The sequence below is a fragment of the Streptomyces sp. NPDC048291 genome, from assembly GCF_043201715.1.
GTDB lineage: Bacteria > Actinomycetota > Actinomycetes > Streptomycetales > Streptomycetaceae > Streptomyces.
Window position 1 is genome coordinate 265,935 of the sequence record NZ_JBICZC010000008.1, and the last position, 15,826, is coordinate 281,760.

General features: G+C 71.4%; 12 protein-coding genes. 8 read left to right on the plus strand and 4 right to left on the minus strand.

Features of this window, described 5'->3' with window-relative positions; genetic code table 11:
* Nucleotides 1–2 precede the first annotated feature (2 nt).
* Complete coding sequence (locus ACGF5O_RS23130) at nucleotides 3–647, plus strand: amino acid ABC transporter permease (RefSeq protein WP_393811757.1); 645 nt, start codon at nucleotides 3–5, stop codon at nucleotides 645–647.
* A complete protein-coding gene (locus ACGF5O_RS23135; RefSeq protein WP_393811758.1) occupies nucleotides 644–1,492 on the plus strand; it encodes an amino acid ABC transporter permease in 849 nt (282 codons plus the stop codon). Before ACGF5O_RS23130 ends, ACGF5O_RS23135 begins: the two co-directional genes overlap by 4 nt.
* Before the next feature lie 45 nt (nucleotides 1,493–1,537).
* On the opposite strand, the gene ACGF5O_RS23140 is transcribed toward ACGF5O_RS23135, so the two are convergent.
* Complete coding sequence (locus ACGF5O_RS23140; RefSeq protein ID WP_393811759.1) at nucleotides 1,538–3,106, minus strand: alpha/beta fold hydrolase; 1,569 nt, start codon at nucleotides 3,104–3,106, stop codon at nucleotides 1,538–1,540.
* Between the two features lie 116 nt (nucleotides 3,107–3,222).
* Complete coding sequence (locus tag ACGF5O_RS23145) at nucleotides 3,223–3,987, minus strand: hypothetical protein (protein ID WP_393811760.1); 765 nt, start codon at nucleotides 3,985–3,987, stop codon at nucleotides 3,223–3,225.
* A 143-nt stretch (nucleotides 3,988–4,130) separates the two neighbouring features.
* Between ACGF5O_RS23145 and ggt the strand changes: the two genes are divergently transcribed.
* Complete coding sequence (gene ggt, locus ACGF5O_RS23150; RefSeq protein ID WP_393811761.1) at nucleotides 4,131–5,924, plus strand: gamma-glutamyltransferase; 1,794 nt, start codon at nucleotides 4,131–4,133, stop codon at nucleotides 5,922–5,924.
* 74 nt (nucleotides 5,925–5,998) lie between these two features.
* Here the strand turns inward: ggt and ACGF5O_RS23155 are convergent, their stop codons facing one another.
* Together ACGF5O_RS23155 and map are read right to left on the minus strand one after the other, a co-directional pair.
* A complete protein-coding gene (locus ACGF5O_RS23155) occupies nucleotides 5,999–8,548 on the minus strand; it encodes an ATP-dependent Clp protease ATP-binding subunit (RefSeq protein WP_393811762.1) in 2,550 nt (849 codons plus the stop codon).
* 568 nt (nucleotides 8,549–9,116) lie between these two features.
* Nucleotides 9,117–9,896, minus strand: coding sequence for a type I methionyl aminopeptidase (gene map / locus ACGF5O_RS23160; protein ID WP_393811763.1), 780 nt, complete (start codon nucleotides 9,894–9,896; stop codon nucleotides 9,117–9,119).
* 44 nt (nucleotides 9,897–9,940) lie between these two features.
* Here map and ACGF5O_RS23165 point away from each other — a divergent pair, with 44 nt between their 5' ends.
* From ACGF5O_RS23165 to ACGF5O_RS23185, 5 genes are all read left to right on the plus strand, one after another.
* Nucleotides 9,941–10,192, plus strand: coding sequence for a helix-turn-helix domain-containing protein (locus tag ACGF5O_RS23165; RefSeq protein ID WP_393811764.1), 252 nt, complete (start codon nucleotides 9,941–9,943; stop codon nucleotides 10,190–10,192).
* 143 nt (nucleotides 10,193–10,335) lie between these two features.
* Nucleotides 10,336–11,697, plus strand: a complete 1,362-nt coding sequence (locus ACGF5O_RS23170) for a hypothetical protein (RefSeq protein WP_393811765.1) — start codon at nucleotides 10,336–10,338, stop codon at nucleotides 11,695–11,697.
* Nucleotides 11,698–11,927: 230 nt separating this feature from the next.
* Nucleotides 11,928–12,770: a nitrilase-related carbon-nitrogen hydrolase gene (locus tag ACGF5O_RS23175; protein WP_393811766.1), complete on the plus strand. Its 843-nt coding sequence runs from the start codon at nucleotides 11,928–11,930 to the stop codon at nucleotides 12,768–12,770.
* Entirely contained in the window at nucleotides 12,767–14,050 is a 1,284-nt protein-coding gene (locus tag ACGF5O_RS23180) for an aspartate aminotransferase family protein (RefSeq protein WP_393811767.1), read from the plus strand. The genes ACGF5O_RS23175 and ACGF5O_RS23180 overlap by 4 nt, the downstream gene beginning before the upstream one ends.
* A 154-nt stretch (nucleotides 14,051–14,204) precedes the next feature.
* Complete coding sequence (locus tag ACGF5O_RS23185; RefSeq protein WP_393811768.1) at nucleotides 14,205–15,785, plus strand: PucR family transcriptional regulator; 1,581 nt, start codon at nucleotides 14,205–14,207, stop codon at nucleotides 15,783–15,785.
* Nucleotides 15,786–15,826 lie beyond the last annotated feature (41 nt).

Sequence of the window (15,826 nt, forward strand, 5' to 3'; positions counted from 1 at the left end):
GCATGAACGTACTGACCGACAACTTCCACACGTACGCCGAGGGGTTCCTCGGCACGGTCGAACTGACCGTCTACTCCTCGGTGCTGGCCCTGCTCCTGGGCTTCGTGATGGCGTCCTTCCGGGTCGCGCCCGTCGGCTCCCTGCGGGCCTTCGGCACGGCCTGGGTCACCGTGCTCCGCAACACCCCGCTCACGCTCCTGTTCTTCGCGGTGCTGCTCGGCCTGCCCCGCTTCGGACTGGTCCTGCCCTTCCAGGTGTTCGCGGTCCTCGCCCTCGGCTGCTACACCTCCGCATTCGTCTGCGAGGCGCTGCGCTCCGGCATCAACACCGTGCCCAGGGGCCAGGGCGAGGCGGCCCGCAGCCTGGGCATGACCTTCGGGCAGACACTCCGACTGGTGATCCTGCCCCAGGCGTTCCGGTCGGTGATCCCGCCGGTCGGCTCCACCCTCATCGCGCTCGCCAAGAACTCCGCGATCGCCGGCGCCTTCAGCGTCACCGAACTCCTCGGCACCTACAAGACGCTGAGCGAGCTCGGCTACAACATCGTCTGGACCTTCGTGTGGATCGCCGTCGGCTACCTCGTCATCACCCTCGCCATCAGCGCCGTGTTCAACGTGCTGGAGCGCACCTGGGGAGTCGCCCGATGAGCGAGGCCACCGCGCTCTACGACATCCCGGGACCCGTCACCAGAAGGCGGCACGCGGCATACGGCTTCCTCGGGACCGTCGTCATCCTGGCGTTGCTCGCCTGGATCCTCCACCTGCTCTTCGCCACGGGCCAGTTCACCTACACGAAGTGGATGCCCTTCGCCTACCAGGGCATCCAGGAACTCCTCCTGCGCGGCCTCGGCAACACGCTCAAGGCCTTCGCGGCGGCGGCCGCCCTCTCCCTGGCGCTGGGCGGGCTGCTGGCCGTGGGACGGCTCTCCGAGCACCGGCCGGTGCGCCTGCTCGCCACCGTCGTCGTGGAGTTCTTCCGCGCCATGCCCGTCCTGGTGATGATCTTCTTCGTCTTCGTGGCGCTGAAGGTCCAGCCCCTGCCCGCCCTGGTCGCCGGACTCGCCCTCTACAACGGCTCGGTGCTGGCCGAGGTGCTCCGCTCCGGGGTGAACAGCGTCGAACGCGGGCAGCGGGAGGCCGCGTTCGCACTCGGCATGCGCAAGACCCAGGTCATGTCGTACGTCCTGGTGCCCCAGGCCGTCCGGGCCATGCTGCCCGCCGTCATCAGCCAGCTCGTGGTGGCCCTGAAGGACACCTCGCTGGGCTATCTCATCACCTACGAGGAGTTCCTCCATGCCGGGAAACTGATCGCATCCAACCTCGACTACGATTTGCCCTTCATCCCCGTGGTGATGGTGATCTCGCCGATCTACATCGGGATGTGCATGCTGCTCTCGTGGTTCGCCGGCTGGGTGGCCAGGCGGGAGCGGCACAGTCCCAAGACCGGGGCCGCCGAGGTGGCCCCGGCCGAACCAGGGACGCTGCTGCCGTAGGGGGCAGCAGCCAAAGGGCCAGGCCCGGCCGGCGGCAGCCGGAGATCACTGCTCGCGCAGCGGAACGGACACGTACGACGGGTCGTCCACCGGCGAGGAGAAGGTCAGCTGCGCGCCGGACGGGTTGTGCTCGATGTAGAGCGGGTCCACCGTGTCGACCACCAGCGCGAGCCGGTGCCCGGCGGGCACGTCGTAGGCCGTGGAGAACAGGTTCAGGTCCACGTCGAACGCCTTGCCGGGCGTCCGGCCGTGCCAGGTGTACGGCGCGTTGGTGACCAGCTTGCCGAGGCCGAGCGGCCCCACGTCGTAGAGGTAGGCGACGAGGGTGCCGCTCTCCGCGGTCGGGGTGAGGGTGGTGTGCAACCGGGCGGTGCCGCGCACCTGTTGCGCGCCGGCGTACCGCGCGGACTGCCAGACGGCGGCCCAGCGCCGGGGGAGCAGCGGGATCGAGGCGACCGGTGGCAGCCGGGCGACCTGGTCGAGGATGCTGGACAGGAAGACGATCCCGCCGTCCGCGCCCGAGTCGACGTTCGCGTGCACGGTGGCCGTGCCGGCGAGGTCGATCTTCCGCCGGTCGGCGCCGACCGACTTCCAGTCCGGATAGCCCTCGTAGCCGCCCGCGGTACGGGACTTGAGCTCCACGGGCTGCTCGCGGTCGATCCCGTTGTCGGCGCCCTTGAGGTAGTGGTCGAACCAGCGCTCGGTGTCCGTCCACACGTCGTTGGGCAGCCCGAACAGGCCGGTCAGCTCGGCGGTCGCGTGGTCGCCGGGGCGCAGTTCGAGCCGTTTGGGGCCGGTCAGCCTTCCGTAGAAGTCGGCGATCTGGTTGGGCGGGAAGATCGTGTCGCCCCAGGCGTTGGCGAGCATGATCGCCGCGCCGTTCTTGTTGATCTGGTCGACGTAGGTGGCAGCGGAACGTTTCTTTCCCCAGTCGATCAGTTCCTGCTCCTTGGACAGGTCGCCGGCGAAGAAGTCCTTGAGGACCTGGCCGGTCTCCGCGCTCGGGCGGCCGGTGACCTGGCCGACGCCGTCGAGGAGGGCGGTCGCTTCGGAGTGTTCGGTGCGGCCCGAGTAGATCGAGTCGATCAGGTCGGCCCAGCCGCTGAGCGAGGCGACCGCCTTGATCCGCTTGTCGTGCGCGGCCGCGAGGAGGCTGATGCCGGCGCCGTACGACACGCCCGCCATGCCGATGTGCCCGGCGTCGGACGGGGTGTTGGCGAGCGCCCAGTCGATCACCTTGGACGCGTCGGCCACGTCGGGCGGACCCGCCACCTCGATGCCGCCGCCGGACTGCCAGAAGCCCCGGACGTTGTAGGCCACCACGACATAGCCGGAGTCGGCGAGTTTCCGGGCCTGGGCGAGGTACTGGACCTGGGGGAAGCCCCAGCTCGTGGGCATGACGAGCAGCGGGTAGCGGTGCGCGCCGTCGGCGCCCGCGGGCGTGACGACGTTCGCCTTGAGCGTCGTGCCGCCGTCGCCGGTGATGTCGACGAACCGGACGCCGTCCGTGGCGGCCTGGGCGGCGGGGGTGAACCCGAGGACGCCGCCGGCGATCAGGGTCGCGGAGACGGCTCCCACGGCGGTCGTACGCAGGGCCTTGCGATGGGTTCCCACGGGTCACTCCCCCTGTGTGGCAATGCAAAGTGACCCGACGGTAACCGCGACCCCTTACCGTAAGTAACCCGTCGGTAAGTTACGTGCGAGTAACGATTGTTGAAGGGTGCAGGGAGTCAGGAGGTGCGCTGCGGGGAGCGGGGTGTCTCGGTCGCGGCGGGCGGCAGCGGTGCCTGGGCGGCACGGGTGACGTCCTCGACGAGTTCGACCACGTCGGGGCCGTACGCCTGCGAGTTGACGACCTTCAGGAGCAGCACGAACGAGTTCTTGCCGTGTTTGCGGGCGAGCCGTTCGTGGTTGCGGGCCAGGTAACGGGTGGCCGCCTGGTTGGTGATCGCGCGCTGCCCGCAGAAGAGGAACACCGGGCGGGCGTCGGGGCGCTGGCCGGCGGTGAGGCGGGCCAGCAGGACGTACTCCGTGATGCCCGGATCCAGCCGGTAGCGCTCGGTGCCGATCTGGAAGGCGCCGCGGTCCGGGCCCGGCTCCGGGTCGATGTTGACGCGGACGCCGGGCAGCATCGCGGACATGTGGGCGAGCATGCGGCGGTTCGACCCGGGACCCCCGACGCAGAACTCGGTCCGCTCGCCGAAGCCCTGCTGGACGTTGTCCTGGGTCACCATCTGGAGGTTCGCGCCGCAGTCCTTGATGAGCGCGGCCAGCTCCAGGAGCGCGAACACGTCGAAACGGTGGACCGCGGGCTCGGAGGTGGCCGGATCGCGGTTGACGACCAGCAGCGACTCCGAGTTCTCCGGCAGCCCGAAGAAGGCCTGCTTGCGGCGCAGGCTCCGGCGCCACAGCGAGTTACGGGCCAGCCAGCCGAGCGCCGCGCTGATGCCGGCCGCCACGACGCCGAGGATAATGTTGCGCAGGTCGTCATTCATGGGCGCGCATGCTAGCGGTCACAGGTGGCCGGAACGTACCGGTGTTCGAAGTGTGGCGGTCATATGACAGTGCCCTGAATGTGGCTGTCGGGGCCGCGGCCCCGTCGATACGCTGCGCGGACGTTCCGGAACTGGAGGTGCGGATGCGTCGCCCTGTCGCGCGGAAACTGACGGTCCTGGCGGTCTCGGCCGCCGTGGTGTCGGTGGGGGCGGCAGCGCCTCCCGCCCCCGGCGCCGCAACCACCGCGAAAACCCCGGTGGCCGTCGGCTACGGCGGTGCGGTCTCCAGCGTCGACGCGGACGCCACCGCCGCCGGTATCGAGGTGCTCCGCAAGGGCGGCAACGCGGTCGACGCGGCCGTCGCCACCGCCGCCGCGCTCGGCGTCACCGAGCCCTACTCCTCCGGCATCGGAGGGGGCGGCTACTTCGTCTACTACGACGCCAAGTCCCGCACGGTGCACACCATCGACGGCCGCGAGACCGCGCCGCTGACCGCCGACTCCAACCTGTTCGTGGAGAACGGCCAGCCGCTCGCCTTCGCCGACGCCGTCAGCAGCGGACTGAGCGTCGGCACCCCGGGGACCCCGGCCACCTGGCAGACGGCGCTCAGCCAGTGGGGGACGGAGCGGCTCGGCTCGGTGCTGAAACCGGCCGAACGGATCGCCCGCAACGGGTTCGTCGTCGACGACACCTTCCGGTCGCAGACCGCCGCGAACGAGACCCGGTTCAGGTACTTCCCCGACACGGCGAAGCTGTTCCTGCCGGGCGGGAAGCTGCCGGTGGTGGGCTCCACCTTCAAGAACCCCGAACTCGCCAAGACCTACAAGGAGTTGGGGAAGAAGGGGATCGCCGACATCTACCAGGGCGACCTCGGCAAGGACATCGTTTCGACGGTGAACAACCCGCCGGTTGACCCCGCTTCGGGGTGGAAGGCGCGGGCGGGCAAGCTGTCCGCGAAGGATCTGGCCGCCTACCGGGCGAAGTTGCAGGCGCCGACCGAGACCGGGTACCGCGGGCTGAAGGTGTACTCGATCGCCCCGTCCTCGTCGGGTGGCACGACCGTCGGGGAGGCCCTCAACATCCTTGAGAACACCGACCTCTCCAAGGCCAGTGAGGTGCAGTACCTGCACCACTTCATCGAGGCGAGCCGGATCTCCTTCGCCGACCGGGGGCGCTGGGTCGGCGACCCCGCGTTCGAGGACGTGCCGACGAAGGGGCTGCTCTCGCAGCGGTACGCCGACGAGCGGGCGAAGCTGATCAGCGACGACGCGGTGCTGACGAGCCCGGTCGCGCCGGGCGACCCGAACAACCCCGGTTCGACGGGCACGGCGGCGCCGACCACGTACGAGGGCGAGAACACGACGCACCTCACGGTCGCCGACAAGTGGGGCAACGTCGTCTCCTACACGCTGACCATCGAGCAGACCGGCGGCAGCGCGATCACCGTGCCCGGTCGCGGGTTCCTGCTCAACAACGAGCTGACCGACTTCTCGTTCGCGCCGGCGAACCCCGCGGTGCACGACCCGAACCTGCCGGGGCCCGGGAAGCGGCCGCGGTCCTCCATCTCGCCGACCATCGTCCTGGACAAGGCGAACCGTCCGGTGGTGGCGGTGGGGTCGCCCGGTGGGGCGACCATCATCACGACCGTGCTCCAGGTGCTGACCGAGTTCCTCGACCGGCATCTGCCGTTGGTGGACGCGATCGCCGCGCCTCGGGCGTCGCAGCGGAACGCGGCGAAGACCGAGTTGGAGCCGGCGCTGTACAACGACCCCGAGCTGAGGGGGAAGTTGGAGGCGATCGGGCATTCGTTCTCGTTGAATCCCGAGATCGGTGCGGCCACCGGCGTGCAGCGGTTGCCGGGTGGGAAGTGGTTGGCGGCGGCGGAGACGGTGCGGCGGGGTGGGGGGTCCGCCCAGGTGGTGGATCCTGCGCCGTAGTTGCCGGGTGCGGGTGCGTGGGGGCTGGTCGCGCCCACGCGGCGGCAGCCGCACATTGATACAGCCCCGCGCCCCTAGAGGGCCGCTTTCACTGGGCGGAACTCCAAGTGGGCGTCCTGCACATCCACCGTCACGGTGCTGCCTTCTGTGATCGTGCCGTCCAGGAGTAGTCGTGACAGCTGGTTGTCGACCTCGCGTTGGATGGTGCGGCGCAGTGGGCGGGCGCCGTACTCCGGCTGGTGCCCGTGTTCGGCCAGCCAGTCGACGGCGGCGTCCGTGAAGTGGGCCGTGATGCCCTGGGCGTGGAGCATGCGGCGGGTGTGCTCCAGGAGGAGTTCGGTGATCTGGTGCAGCTGGTCGCCGGTGAGCCGGCGGAAGACGACGATCTCGTCGATGCGGTTGAGGAACTCCGGGCGGAAGTGTTCCCGGAGCGGGCGCAGGACCCGCTCGCGGCGGGCCTCCTCCGTCGCCTCCTCGCCGCCCGGACCGAAGCCGATGCCGGCGCCCTGCCTGGTGATCACGTCCGAGCCGAGGTTGCTCGTCATCACGATGACGGTGTTGGTGAAGTCCACCGTGCGGCCCTGGGAGTCGGTCAGGCGGCCGTCGTCCAGGACCTGGAGCAGGATGTTGAAGACGTCGGGGTGGGCCTTCTCCACCTCGTCGAGGAGGAGCAGCGAGTAGGGGTGGCGGCGGACGACCTCGGTGAGCTGGCCCGCCTCCTCGTGGCCGACGTAGCCGGGCGGGGCGCCCACCAGGCGGGAGACGGTGTGGCGCTCCTGGTACTCGCTCATGTCGAGGCGGACCATCCGGTCCTCGCTGCCGAACAGCACCTCGGCGAGCGCACGGGCCAGTTCGGTCTTGCCGACGCCGGTCGGGCCGAGGAAGAGGAAGCTGCCGATCGGGCGGTTCGGGCTCGCCAGTCCGGCGCGGGAGCGCATCACCGCCTCGGAGACGGCCGCGACCGCCTCGTCCTGGCCGATGACCCGCTGGTGCAGATGGGCCTCCAGGCCGAGCAGCCGCTCCTTCTCCTCCTGGGTGAGGCTGCTGACCGGGATGCCCGTCTGGCGTGACACCACCTCGGCGATCGCCTCGGCCGTCACCTCCAGGTGCTGGCCCTCGTCGGCCTCGTCCTCGCCGGAGAGTTCGGTGATGCGGGTCTTCAACTCGCCGACGCGGTCCCGGAGCTGGGTGGCACGCTCGTACTGCTCGTCGGCGACCGCCTGGTCCTTGTCCCGGGTGAGCTGCTCGATCTCGCGCTCCATGGCGCGTACGTCGGTGCCCTTGGTGCGGGCGCCGAGGCGGACCCGGGCGCCGGCCTGGTCGATCAGGTCGATCGCCTTGTCCGGCAGCCTGCGGTCGGTGAGGTAGCGGTCGGACAGCTCGACGGCGGCGACCAGGGCCTCGTCGGTGTAGCGGACCTGGTGGTGGGCCTCGTAACGGTCGCGCAGGCCGCGCAGGATCTCGATGGTGTCGGGGACCGTCGGCTCGGGGACCAGGATCGGCTGGAACCGGCGGGCCAGCGCCGCGTCCTTCTCGATCTTGCGGAACTCCTCAAGGGTGGTCGCGCCCACGATGTGCAGCTCGCCGCGGGCCAGCGCGGGCTTGAGGATGTTGGCCGCGTCCATCGCGCCGCCCTCGCCGCCGCCCCCGGCGCCGACCACGGTGTGCAGCTCGTCGATGAAGACGACCAGTTGGTCGGAGTGGGCGCGGATCTCGCCCACGATGTTGGTGAGCCGCTCCTCGAAGTCGCCCCGGAAGCGCGTGCCCGCCACCACTCCGGACAGGTCGAGGGCGACCACCCGGCGGCACGACAGCACGTCCGGCACGTCCCCGTCGACGATCCGCTGGGACAGGCCCTCGACGATCGCCGTCTTGCCGACACCGGCGTCGCCGATCAGTACCGGGTTGTTCTTGCCGCGCCGGGAGAGCACCTCGATGGTCTGCTCGATCTCGTCGTCGCGCCCGATGACCGGGTCGATCCGGCCCTGACCGGCCAGCTCGGTCAGGTCCCGGCCGTACTTGTCGAGGTTCGGCGTGCTGCTCGTACGGCGCCGGGTGTCCGGGCCGGGCAGCGAGCGGTCGGTCTCCGTGGTGTCCGGGGGCAGGCCGCCGGCGGCGAACCGGGCGGCGTTCAGGATGTGCCCGGCGGCCGAGTCCGGGTTGGCGGCCAGCGCGCCCAGCACGTGCTCGGGGCCGATGTACCCGGCTCCGCCTGCCCGGGCCAGGTCGTGCGCGTCCAGCAGGGCCCGTTTCACGGCCGGGGTGAGGGACAGGGACGTCGGCGGGGGCGCCTCGCCGGGCGGGTGCTGGACGGGGCCCGCGCGGCCGTCGATCTCCGTGGCCAGCGAGTCGGGATCGGCGCCTGACCTGCTCAGCAGGGAACGGGTGGGCTCCGCCGTGAGGGCAGCGCGCAGCAGATGCTCGGTGTCGAGGTCCCGGCTGCCGTGCTCGGCGGCGTACTGGGCTGCGCCCTTGACCAGTTCCCTGGCCGGCTGGCTCAGCAGCCTGCCGATGTCTATCTGCCGGGGGCCCGGGTGGGCTCCGCCGCCGCCGAAGAAGCGGGCGAGGAACTCTCCGAAGGGATCCTGTCCGAAGTTGTCCGGTCCGGGGTAGCCGCTGGTCATGAGCGATCGTTCCGTTCCGGCGTCCCGGCGCCTGGCGGGACGCGCTCGCTGGTCGACGTGCCGGTCCACGCGGGTGCCCCTGCAGGGCCCGGTCACACCACCTTCGCACGCCCGCCGGAGGGGGGCACGTCCAGCAGTTCGGGGGACGGGCCGAGCCGACGGGAAATCGGCAGAGCAATTCGGCTGTGCAATGGCGCGGTACGTCTCATCGTGACAATCAGCGCTTTTCCCGAGGCGCGCTTTCGCACCGGCCGGACCCGGAATCCGGCCGGTGCTTACGGCGCGCGTTATGTCACGTGATCAGCGGCCGTTGGTATTCGGCCGGGGCCGCCGCCGGTCCTGGGGCGGAGGCGGCGGAGCCACCGGCCTGCGCCGCGCGGGCAGGGGGAGCGGGATGCGCATGCGCACGTTTTCCATGAGAACTCCTTCGCTGATTGGGCGGTTGATTGTCCGCCCGTCACGGATAGAAGTACGGGGGGACCGTGGCCGTTGTTCAGCGCTCCGGAGAATTCATTTGTGCGATGCCGACCCGCATATCGAGATAAGAAAAGCACAGGAAAAACCTGTGTCAGTTCTCTGAATTCCTGGCCGTGAGAATCCGCGGCCCCGCCGCCGTGATCGCCACGGTGTGCTCCGCGTGCGCCGCCCGGGAGCCGTCGTTCGTCCGCAGGGTCCAGCCGTCGTGGGCCGCGTGGTAGCCGTCCCGTCCGCCGCCGATCAGCATGGGTTCGATCGCGAGCACCATCCCGTGCCGGAGCGGGAGGCCGCGGCCGGGGCGGCCCTCGTTCGGTACCCCGGGGTCCTCGTGCATGCGGCGGCCGATGCCGTGGCCGCCGAAGTCCTGCGGGATGCCGTAGCCGGCGTCCCGGCACACCCGGCCGACCGCGTGCGCGATGTCGCCGATGCGGTTGCCGACGACCGCCGCGGCGATGCCCGCCGCGAGCGCCCGCTCGGCCGTCTCGACGAGGCGTACGTCCGCCGGGCGCGGCCTGCCGACCGTGAAGCTGATCGCCGAGTCGCCTGCCCAGCCGTCCAGTACCGCGCCGCAGTCGATGGAGACCAGGTCGCCGTCGCGCAGCCGGTAGCCGGTCGGGATGCCGTGCACGATCGCGTCGTTCACGGACGCGCAGATGACGGCGGGGAACGGAGTGGGTGCGAAGGAGGGCCGGTACCCGAGGAAGGGGGAGGAGGCCCCCGCCTCGCGCAGCACCTCCCGCGCCACCTCGTCCAGTTCGAGCAGGGAGACGCCGATGCCGGCGGCCTCTCGTACGGCCGTCAGGGCCCGCCCGACGACCTGGCCGGACGCGTACATGGCGTCGATCGATGTGTCTGTCTTCAGTTCCACCATGCCAATTAATATACCGGTTTTCTCGACCGGGTTAGAATGGTGGCATGGTGCGCACCCCTCTCACCCCGGAAGAACGCGAACGCGGCGAGCGGCTCGGGCGGTTGCTGCGCGAGGCGCGCGGCGGCCGGAGCATGACGGAGGTGGCCGCCGAGGCGGGCATCTCGGCCGAGACCCTCCGCAAGATCGAGACCGGGCGGGCGCCGACCCCCGCCTTCTTCACCGTCGCCGCGCTGGCCCGCGCGCTCGGCCTGTCGATGGACGACCTGGTGGAGCGCTGCGCCCTGGTCGTCGTGTGACACGCCTCGGCGCGTGACGCGCATCGGTCAAGATCGGGCAATGAGGGCTTCGCGCGCCCGCCGAAAACTCCCCGTAGCAACCCCGTAACACAACTGGTGTTGCCTACGGAGCCGGAGTGTTCCGGTCTGGCGGGAGTCGAGCGATGACTGTGGATCAACTCCCGGGCCGGGTGCGGGAGTTCGCGAACTACCTGAACGGCCTGCTGGCGCGTCTGGATCAGGGCGGCGGCTGGTGCGCGGTCTTCTGGCAGCGCGACCCCGACGGTATGCAGGCCTGCCTCGCCGGGCGTGAAGTACCGCCCTGGGACGTGGTGGTCGCGCTGCTCCAGGACCTTGCGACCGGCTACGGCACCGAGGCCGCCGCGCGCGAGGCCGAGCAGGCCCGCCGACTGCACACGGAGGCGCTCGTCGCGTACGACACCCGGCCGGGTGCCCGCGAGGACCTGGGCGACCGCCTCGACATCACCCTCCGCGAACAGCGCTACGCCGCGGAACGGCTGGCCCAGCTCGCCCGTGCCCTCGACTCCGCGCACTCCCGCGAGGCGGCGGAGGCCCTGAACATCGACCTCGCCTGGGCCCGCGACGACCACGAGCGGGCGGTGGCCCGGTGCGCCGAGCTCCAGGCGCGGATCGGAAGACTGGAGCACCGGACCGAGCCCGCCGGGCGCCCGCGGGGCGAGACCTTCGCCGTGACTCCCGAGCCGGTCCCCGTCCCCGCCCCGAACCCGGCTCCGGATCCCGCCCCGGCTTCGCCCCCGGCTCCCGCTCCGGCCAAGCAGCGCAAGCGGCGGCGGGGCAGCGCCCGGTTCGCCGGCATGGCGGAGGACGAGTCCGCGCCCACCGTCGTACCGCAGACACCGGAGGCGCCCGCGCCCGCCACCGCCTCCGGCCGCGCCGGTACCCCGCGCGGCGCCCGCTTCGCCGGGGCCGTCGAGGCGCCGGCGCGGCCGGAGCCGGTGCCGGCGGAGTCCGGCGAGGAGTCGGGGCAGGCCGTGGCGGCGGCCGTGGAGCGGCTCCAACGGCTCCGGGCGGAGGGCCGCACCGGGGAGGCGCACGCGCTTCTGGCCGAGATCGCGCACTGGCCCGCGGTCCGGTTCCCGCTGGTCGCGGACGCCCTCCAGCGGACCGGGCTCGGTGCCGACTGGGCCACGCTGCTCTGGGAGACGGCCTCGCTCCCGCCCGCCCGGCTCGTCGCGGCCGCCGACGCCCTGACCGCCGCGGGCCGGACCGACGACGGCCGGCAGATCCTGCGCCAGGGCGTCGCCCGCCCCGCCACGGAGATCGGCGAGGCCGTCCTCGCCCTGGACGCGGAGGGCCGCCACCGCGAGGCCCGGGCCCTGCTGGACACGTACGTCCAGGTCCGCCCTCCGGAAGAGGCGGCCCACAGCGCGGAACCGGACCCGCAGCGCCTCGTCCCCCTCCTCCTCCGCTCGGCCCAGCACATCTCGGACCAACGCCACTGGGACCTGCTCCACGCACTACGGGTGGCGGGCCTCGCGGCTTGACCGACTCGGGCTGACGCGCCCCTCCAGGGGCGCGGGGAACTGCGCGAGCAACCCCTCACGCACCCGCGGCCCGAAGCGCTCCCGAGCCCCAACGGCGCTGACGAACCGGCCCCCGCATCCGCCAGCCAGGTACGAAACGCGATGGACTCGGCGGCTTAACGACGATGGTCTTGGCAAGGACTCCGAGGACGCCTACTTTCGACCCTCTACGGGCGTAGAAGGAGCAGCTCATGGCCAACGTCGTACGCGCCGCTCTGGTCCAGGCCACCTGGACCGGCGACACCGAGTCCATGGTGGCGAAACACGAGGAGCACGCCCGTGAGGCGGCCCGCCGAGGCGCGAAGATCATCGGATTTCAGGAAGTCTTCAACGCCCCCTACTTCTGCCAGGTCCAGGAACCCGAGCACTACCGCTGGGCCGAGCCGGTCCCGGACGGACCCACCACCCGTCGTATGCAGGAACTCGCGCGCGAGACGGGCATGGTGATCGTCGTCCCGGTCTTCGAGGTCGAGCAGTCCGGCTTCTACTACAACACCGCCGCCGTGATCGACGCGGACGGCACCTTCCTCGGCAAGTACCGCAAGCACCACATCCCGCAGGTCAAGGGCTTCTGGGAGAAGTACTACTTCAAGCCCGGGAATGCCGGCTGGCCGGTCTTCGACACCGCCGTCGGCAAGGTCGGCGTGTACATCTGCTACGACCGCCACTTCCCCGAGGGCTGGCGGCAACTCGGCCTCAACGGCGCCCAGCTGGTCTACAACCCGTCGGCCACCTCGCGCGGCCTGTCGGCCTACCTCTGGCAGCTGGAGCAGCCGGCCGCCGCCGTCGCCAACGAGTACTTCGTCGCCGCCATCAACCGGGTGGGCCAGGAGGAGTACGGGGACAACGATTTCTACGGGACGAGCTATTTCGTCGATCCGCGTGGGCAGTTCGTGGGGGAGGTGGCGAGCGACAAGGGTGAGGAACTCGTCGTCCGCGACCTCGACTTCGACCTGATCGACGAGGTGCGGCAGCAGTGGGCCTTCTACCGCGACCGCCGTCCCGACGCCTACGAAGGGCTGGTACAGCCGTGAACGACCTCTTCGCCCGCCACCGCCAGGTGCTGCCCGACTGGCTGGCTCTCTACTACGACGAGCCCCTGGAGATCACCCACGGCGAGGGCCGGCACGTCTGGGACGCCGACGGCAACCGCTACCTCGACTTCTTCGGCGGCATCCTCACCACGATGACCGCGCACGCGCTCCCCGAGGTGACGAAGGCGGTGAGCGAGCAGGCAGGGCGGATCATCCACTCCTCCACCCTCTACCTCAACCGCCCGATGGTCGAACTCGCCGAGCGCATCGCCCAGTTGAGCGGCATCCCGGACGCCCGGGTCTTCTTCACCACCTCCGGCACCGAGGCCAACGACACGGCCCTGCTGCTCGCGACGACGTACCGGCGCACCAACACCATCCTCGCGATGCGCAACAGCTACCACGGCCGCTCCTTCAGCGCGGTCGGCATCACCGGCAACAAGGGCTGGTCCCCGACCTCCCTCTCCCCGCTGCAGACGCTGTACGTCCACGGCGGCGTCCGCACCCGGGGCCCGTTCGCCGAGCTGAACGACCGTGACTTCATCGCGGCCTGCGTCGACGACCTGCGCGACCTCCTCGGCCACACCCGCCCGCCGGCCGCGCTGATCGCCGAGCCCATCCAGGGCGTCGGCGGCTTCACCTCCCCGCCCGACGGGCTCTACGCGGCCTTCCGCAAGGTCCTCCAGGAGCAGGGCATCCTCTGGATCGCCGACGAGGTGCAGACCGGCTGGGGCCGAACCGGCGAGCACTTCTGGGGCTGGCAGGCACACGGCCAGAGCGGTCCGCCGGACATCCTCACCTTCGCCAAGGGCATCGGCAACGGCAGCTCCATCGGAGGAGTGGTGGCCCGCTCCGAGATCATGAACTGCCTGGACTCCAACAGCATCTCGACGTTCGGCGGCACCCAGATCACCATGGCGGCCGGCCTCGCCAACCTGTCGTACCTCCTGGAACACGACCTCCAGGGCAACGCCCGCCGCGTCGGCGGCCTCCTCATCGAACGCCTCCGCGCGGTCGCCGCCCAGCTGCCCGGCGTGCGCGAGGTCCGGGGCCGCGGCCTGATGATCGGCATCGAACTGGTCAAGCCCGGCACGGACGAGGCCGACCCCAAGTCCGCGTCCGCCATCCTGGAAGCGGCCCGCGAGGGCGGCCTCCTGATCGGCAAGGGCGGCGGCCACAACACGAGCGCGCTGCGCATCGCCCCGCCCCTCTCCCTGACGGTGGCCGAGGCGGAGGAGGGCGCGGCCATCCTCGAACAGGCGCTGAGGAGCGCCTACTAGGCGCCAGGCCGGTGGGGGCTGGTCGCGCAGTTCCCCGCGCCCCTTGACAGGGGTCTCAGGCAGCGCCCCTTCAGGGGCGCGGGGAACTGCGCGACCAGCCACGACGGCGCCGCAGTCGGCATACGCACCGAACCCGACCAAGGGACCACGCAAGATGACCGCCACTTGGGATCCCCCGCACACCACAGACCCCATACTGTCGGTCCGTCAGATCCTCGCCCTGGAACGGGTCCTGGCCGGCGACCCCGAGGTGGTGGCCGGCTCCGCCCATCTCGACCGCCCCGTCCGCTGGGTGCACGTCGCCGAGGCCCCCGACGTCGGTGTCATGCTCACCGGCGGCGAGATGGTCCTCACCACCGGCGTCCTGCTCGCCGGCGACGCGCACAAGCAGGCCGAGTACATCCAGTCCCTGCACCGGGCCGAGGCCGCCGCGGTCGTCCTCGGCCTCGGCCGTGCCTTCCCCGCCCCGCCCGACGCCATGCGCCGCGCAGCGGACCGCTGCGGCCTCCCCCTGGTGGTCCTGCACCGCCCCTTCCCCTTCGCCGAACTGACCGAGGAGGTCCAGTCCCGCCTGGTGCGGCGGAAGTTCGCCGCGGTCAGCCTCTCCGAGTCCGTCCGCACCGCCCTCACCGGACTGATCACGGCCGGCGCCCCCCTGCAACGACTCCTCGACGAGGTCGCCGTGCACAGCGCCTGCCCGGTGGTCGTCACCAACCTCGCGCACCGGGTCCTCGCCACCGCGGGGGAGCGGTCGGCGGTCGACGACGTGCTCCGCGACTGGGAGCGCATCGCGCGCCAGGCCGGCGGCGGCACCGGCGACGGCTGGATCCGTGCCGAACTGGGCGGCCGGGGCGAGCGCTGGGGCCAGATCATGCTCTGCGGCTACCGCGGCGACACCGCCACCGGCCGTCTCCTGGCCGACCGGGGCGCCGAGGCCCTCGTCCTGCACCGCATGCTCGGCGGCGGCTCCGCCCACACCTGGGAGGAGCAGTCCGCGCAGAGCCTGCTGACCGACCTGGTCTCCGGGGTCGTACCGGCCCGCCAGCTGCTGCCCAGGGCCCGCGCGGCCGGTCTGCCCGTCAACCGGCGGACCTTCGTCCCGCTCGTCGTACGGGACGCCGAACCGGCCCAACTGGAGCGGATCCTGCGCCTGCTGGGCCTGCCCGGACTCGTCGCCGAACTCACCGAGCGCATCACCGCCGTACTCCTCAGCCTCGCCCGCGACCAGGACGCCGACGCCCTCGCCGCGCACTTCGCCGCCCGGCTGCACGGCGAGTCGGCGGGGCCGCAGGCGGTGGTCGCCGCGGCGGGCGCCCGTACCGTCTGGGACGACGTGCCCACCGGCCTGCGCGAGGCCCAGCACGTCGCCGACGCGGTCGCCGACACCGCCGCCGCCCTCGACCTCCCGGCCGTCGTCCGTCTCAAGGACGTCCACCTGCGCGGCCTGATCCGGCTGCTGCGCGACGACCCGCACGTCCAGTCCTTCGCCGAGCGCGAGCTGGACGGGCTGCTCTGCGGGAACGGCACCGACCAGGACCTGCTCGGCGTCCTGCGCACCTACCTCGCCACCGGCCGCAACAAGTCCCGTACCGCCCAGCTCCACCACGTCTCCCGCCCCGCGCTGTACCGCCGCCTGGAGGCGATACAGACCCGGCTCGGCGTCGACCTCGACGACTTCGAGCAGGCGGCCTCCGTGCACATCGCACTCCTCGCGCACGACGCGCAACAGCAGTGAAACATGCGACGAACTGGGAAAACGGCGGTGAAACATGGGCC

Bases quoted from the DNA above. Each gene is read 5' to 3' on its own strand.
- ACGF5O_RS23155 (WP_393811762.1), bottom strand. From the start codon at position 8,548: ATGACCAGCGGCTACCCCGGACCGGACAACTTCGGACAGGATCCCTTC.
- ACGF5O_RS23145 (WP_393811760.1), bottom strand. From the start codon at position 3,987: ATGAATGACGACCTGCGCAACATTATCCTCGGCGTCGTGGCGGCCGGC.
- ACGF5O_RS23165 (WP_393811764.1), top strand. From the start codon at position 9,941: ATGGTGCGCACCCCTCTCACCCCGGAAGAACGCGAACGCGGCGAGCGG.
- ACGF5O_RS23175 (WP_393811766.1), top strand. From the start codon at position 11,928: ATGGCCAACGTCGTACGCGCCGCTCTGGTCCAGGCCACCTGGACCGGC.
- ACGF5O_RS23170 (WP_393811765.1), top strand. From the start codon at position 10,336: ATGACTGTGGATCAACTCCCGGGCCGGGTGCGGGAGTTCGCGAACTAC.
- ACGF5O_RS23185 (WP_393811768.1), top strand. From the start codon at position 14,205: ATGACCGCCACTTGGGATCCCCCGCACACCACAGACCCCATACTGTCG.
- ACGF5O_RS23130 (WP_393811757.1), top strand. From the start codon at position 3: ATGAACGTACTGACCGACAACTTCCACACGTACGCCGAGGGGTTCCTC.
- ggt (WP_393811761.1), top strand. From the start codon at position 4,131: ATGCGTCGCCCTGTCGCGCGGAAACTGACGGTCCTGGCGGTCTCGGCC.
- map (WP_393811763.1), bottom strand. From the start codon at position 9,896: ATGGTGGAACTGAAGACAGACACATCGATCGACGCCATGTACGCGTCC.
- ACGF5O_RS23135 (WP_393811758.1), top strand. From the start codon at position 644: ATGAGCGAGGCCACCGCGCTCTACGACATCCCGGGACCCGTCACCAGA.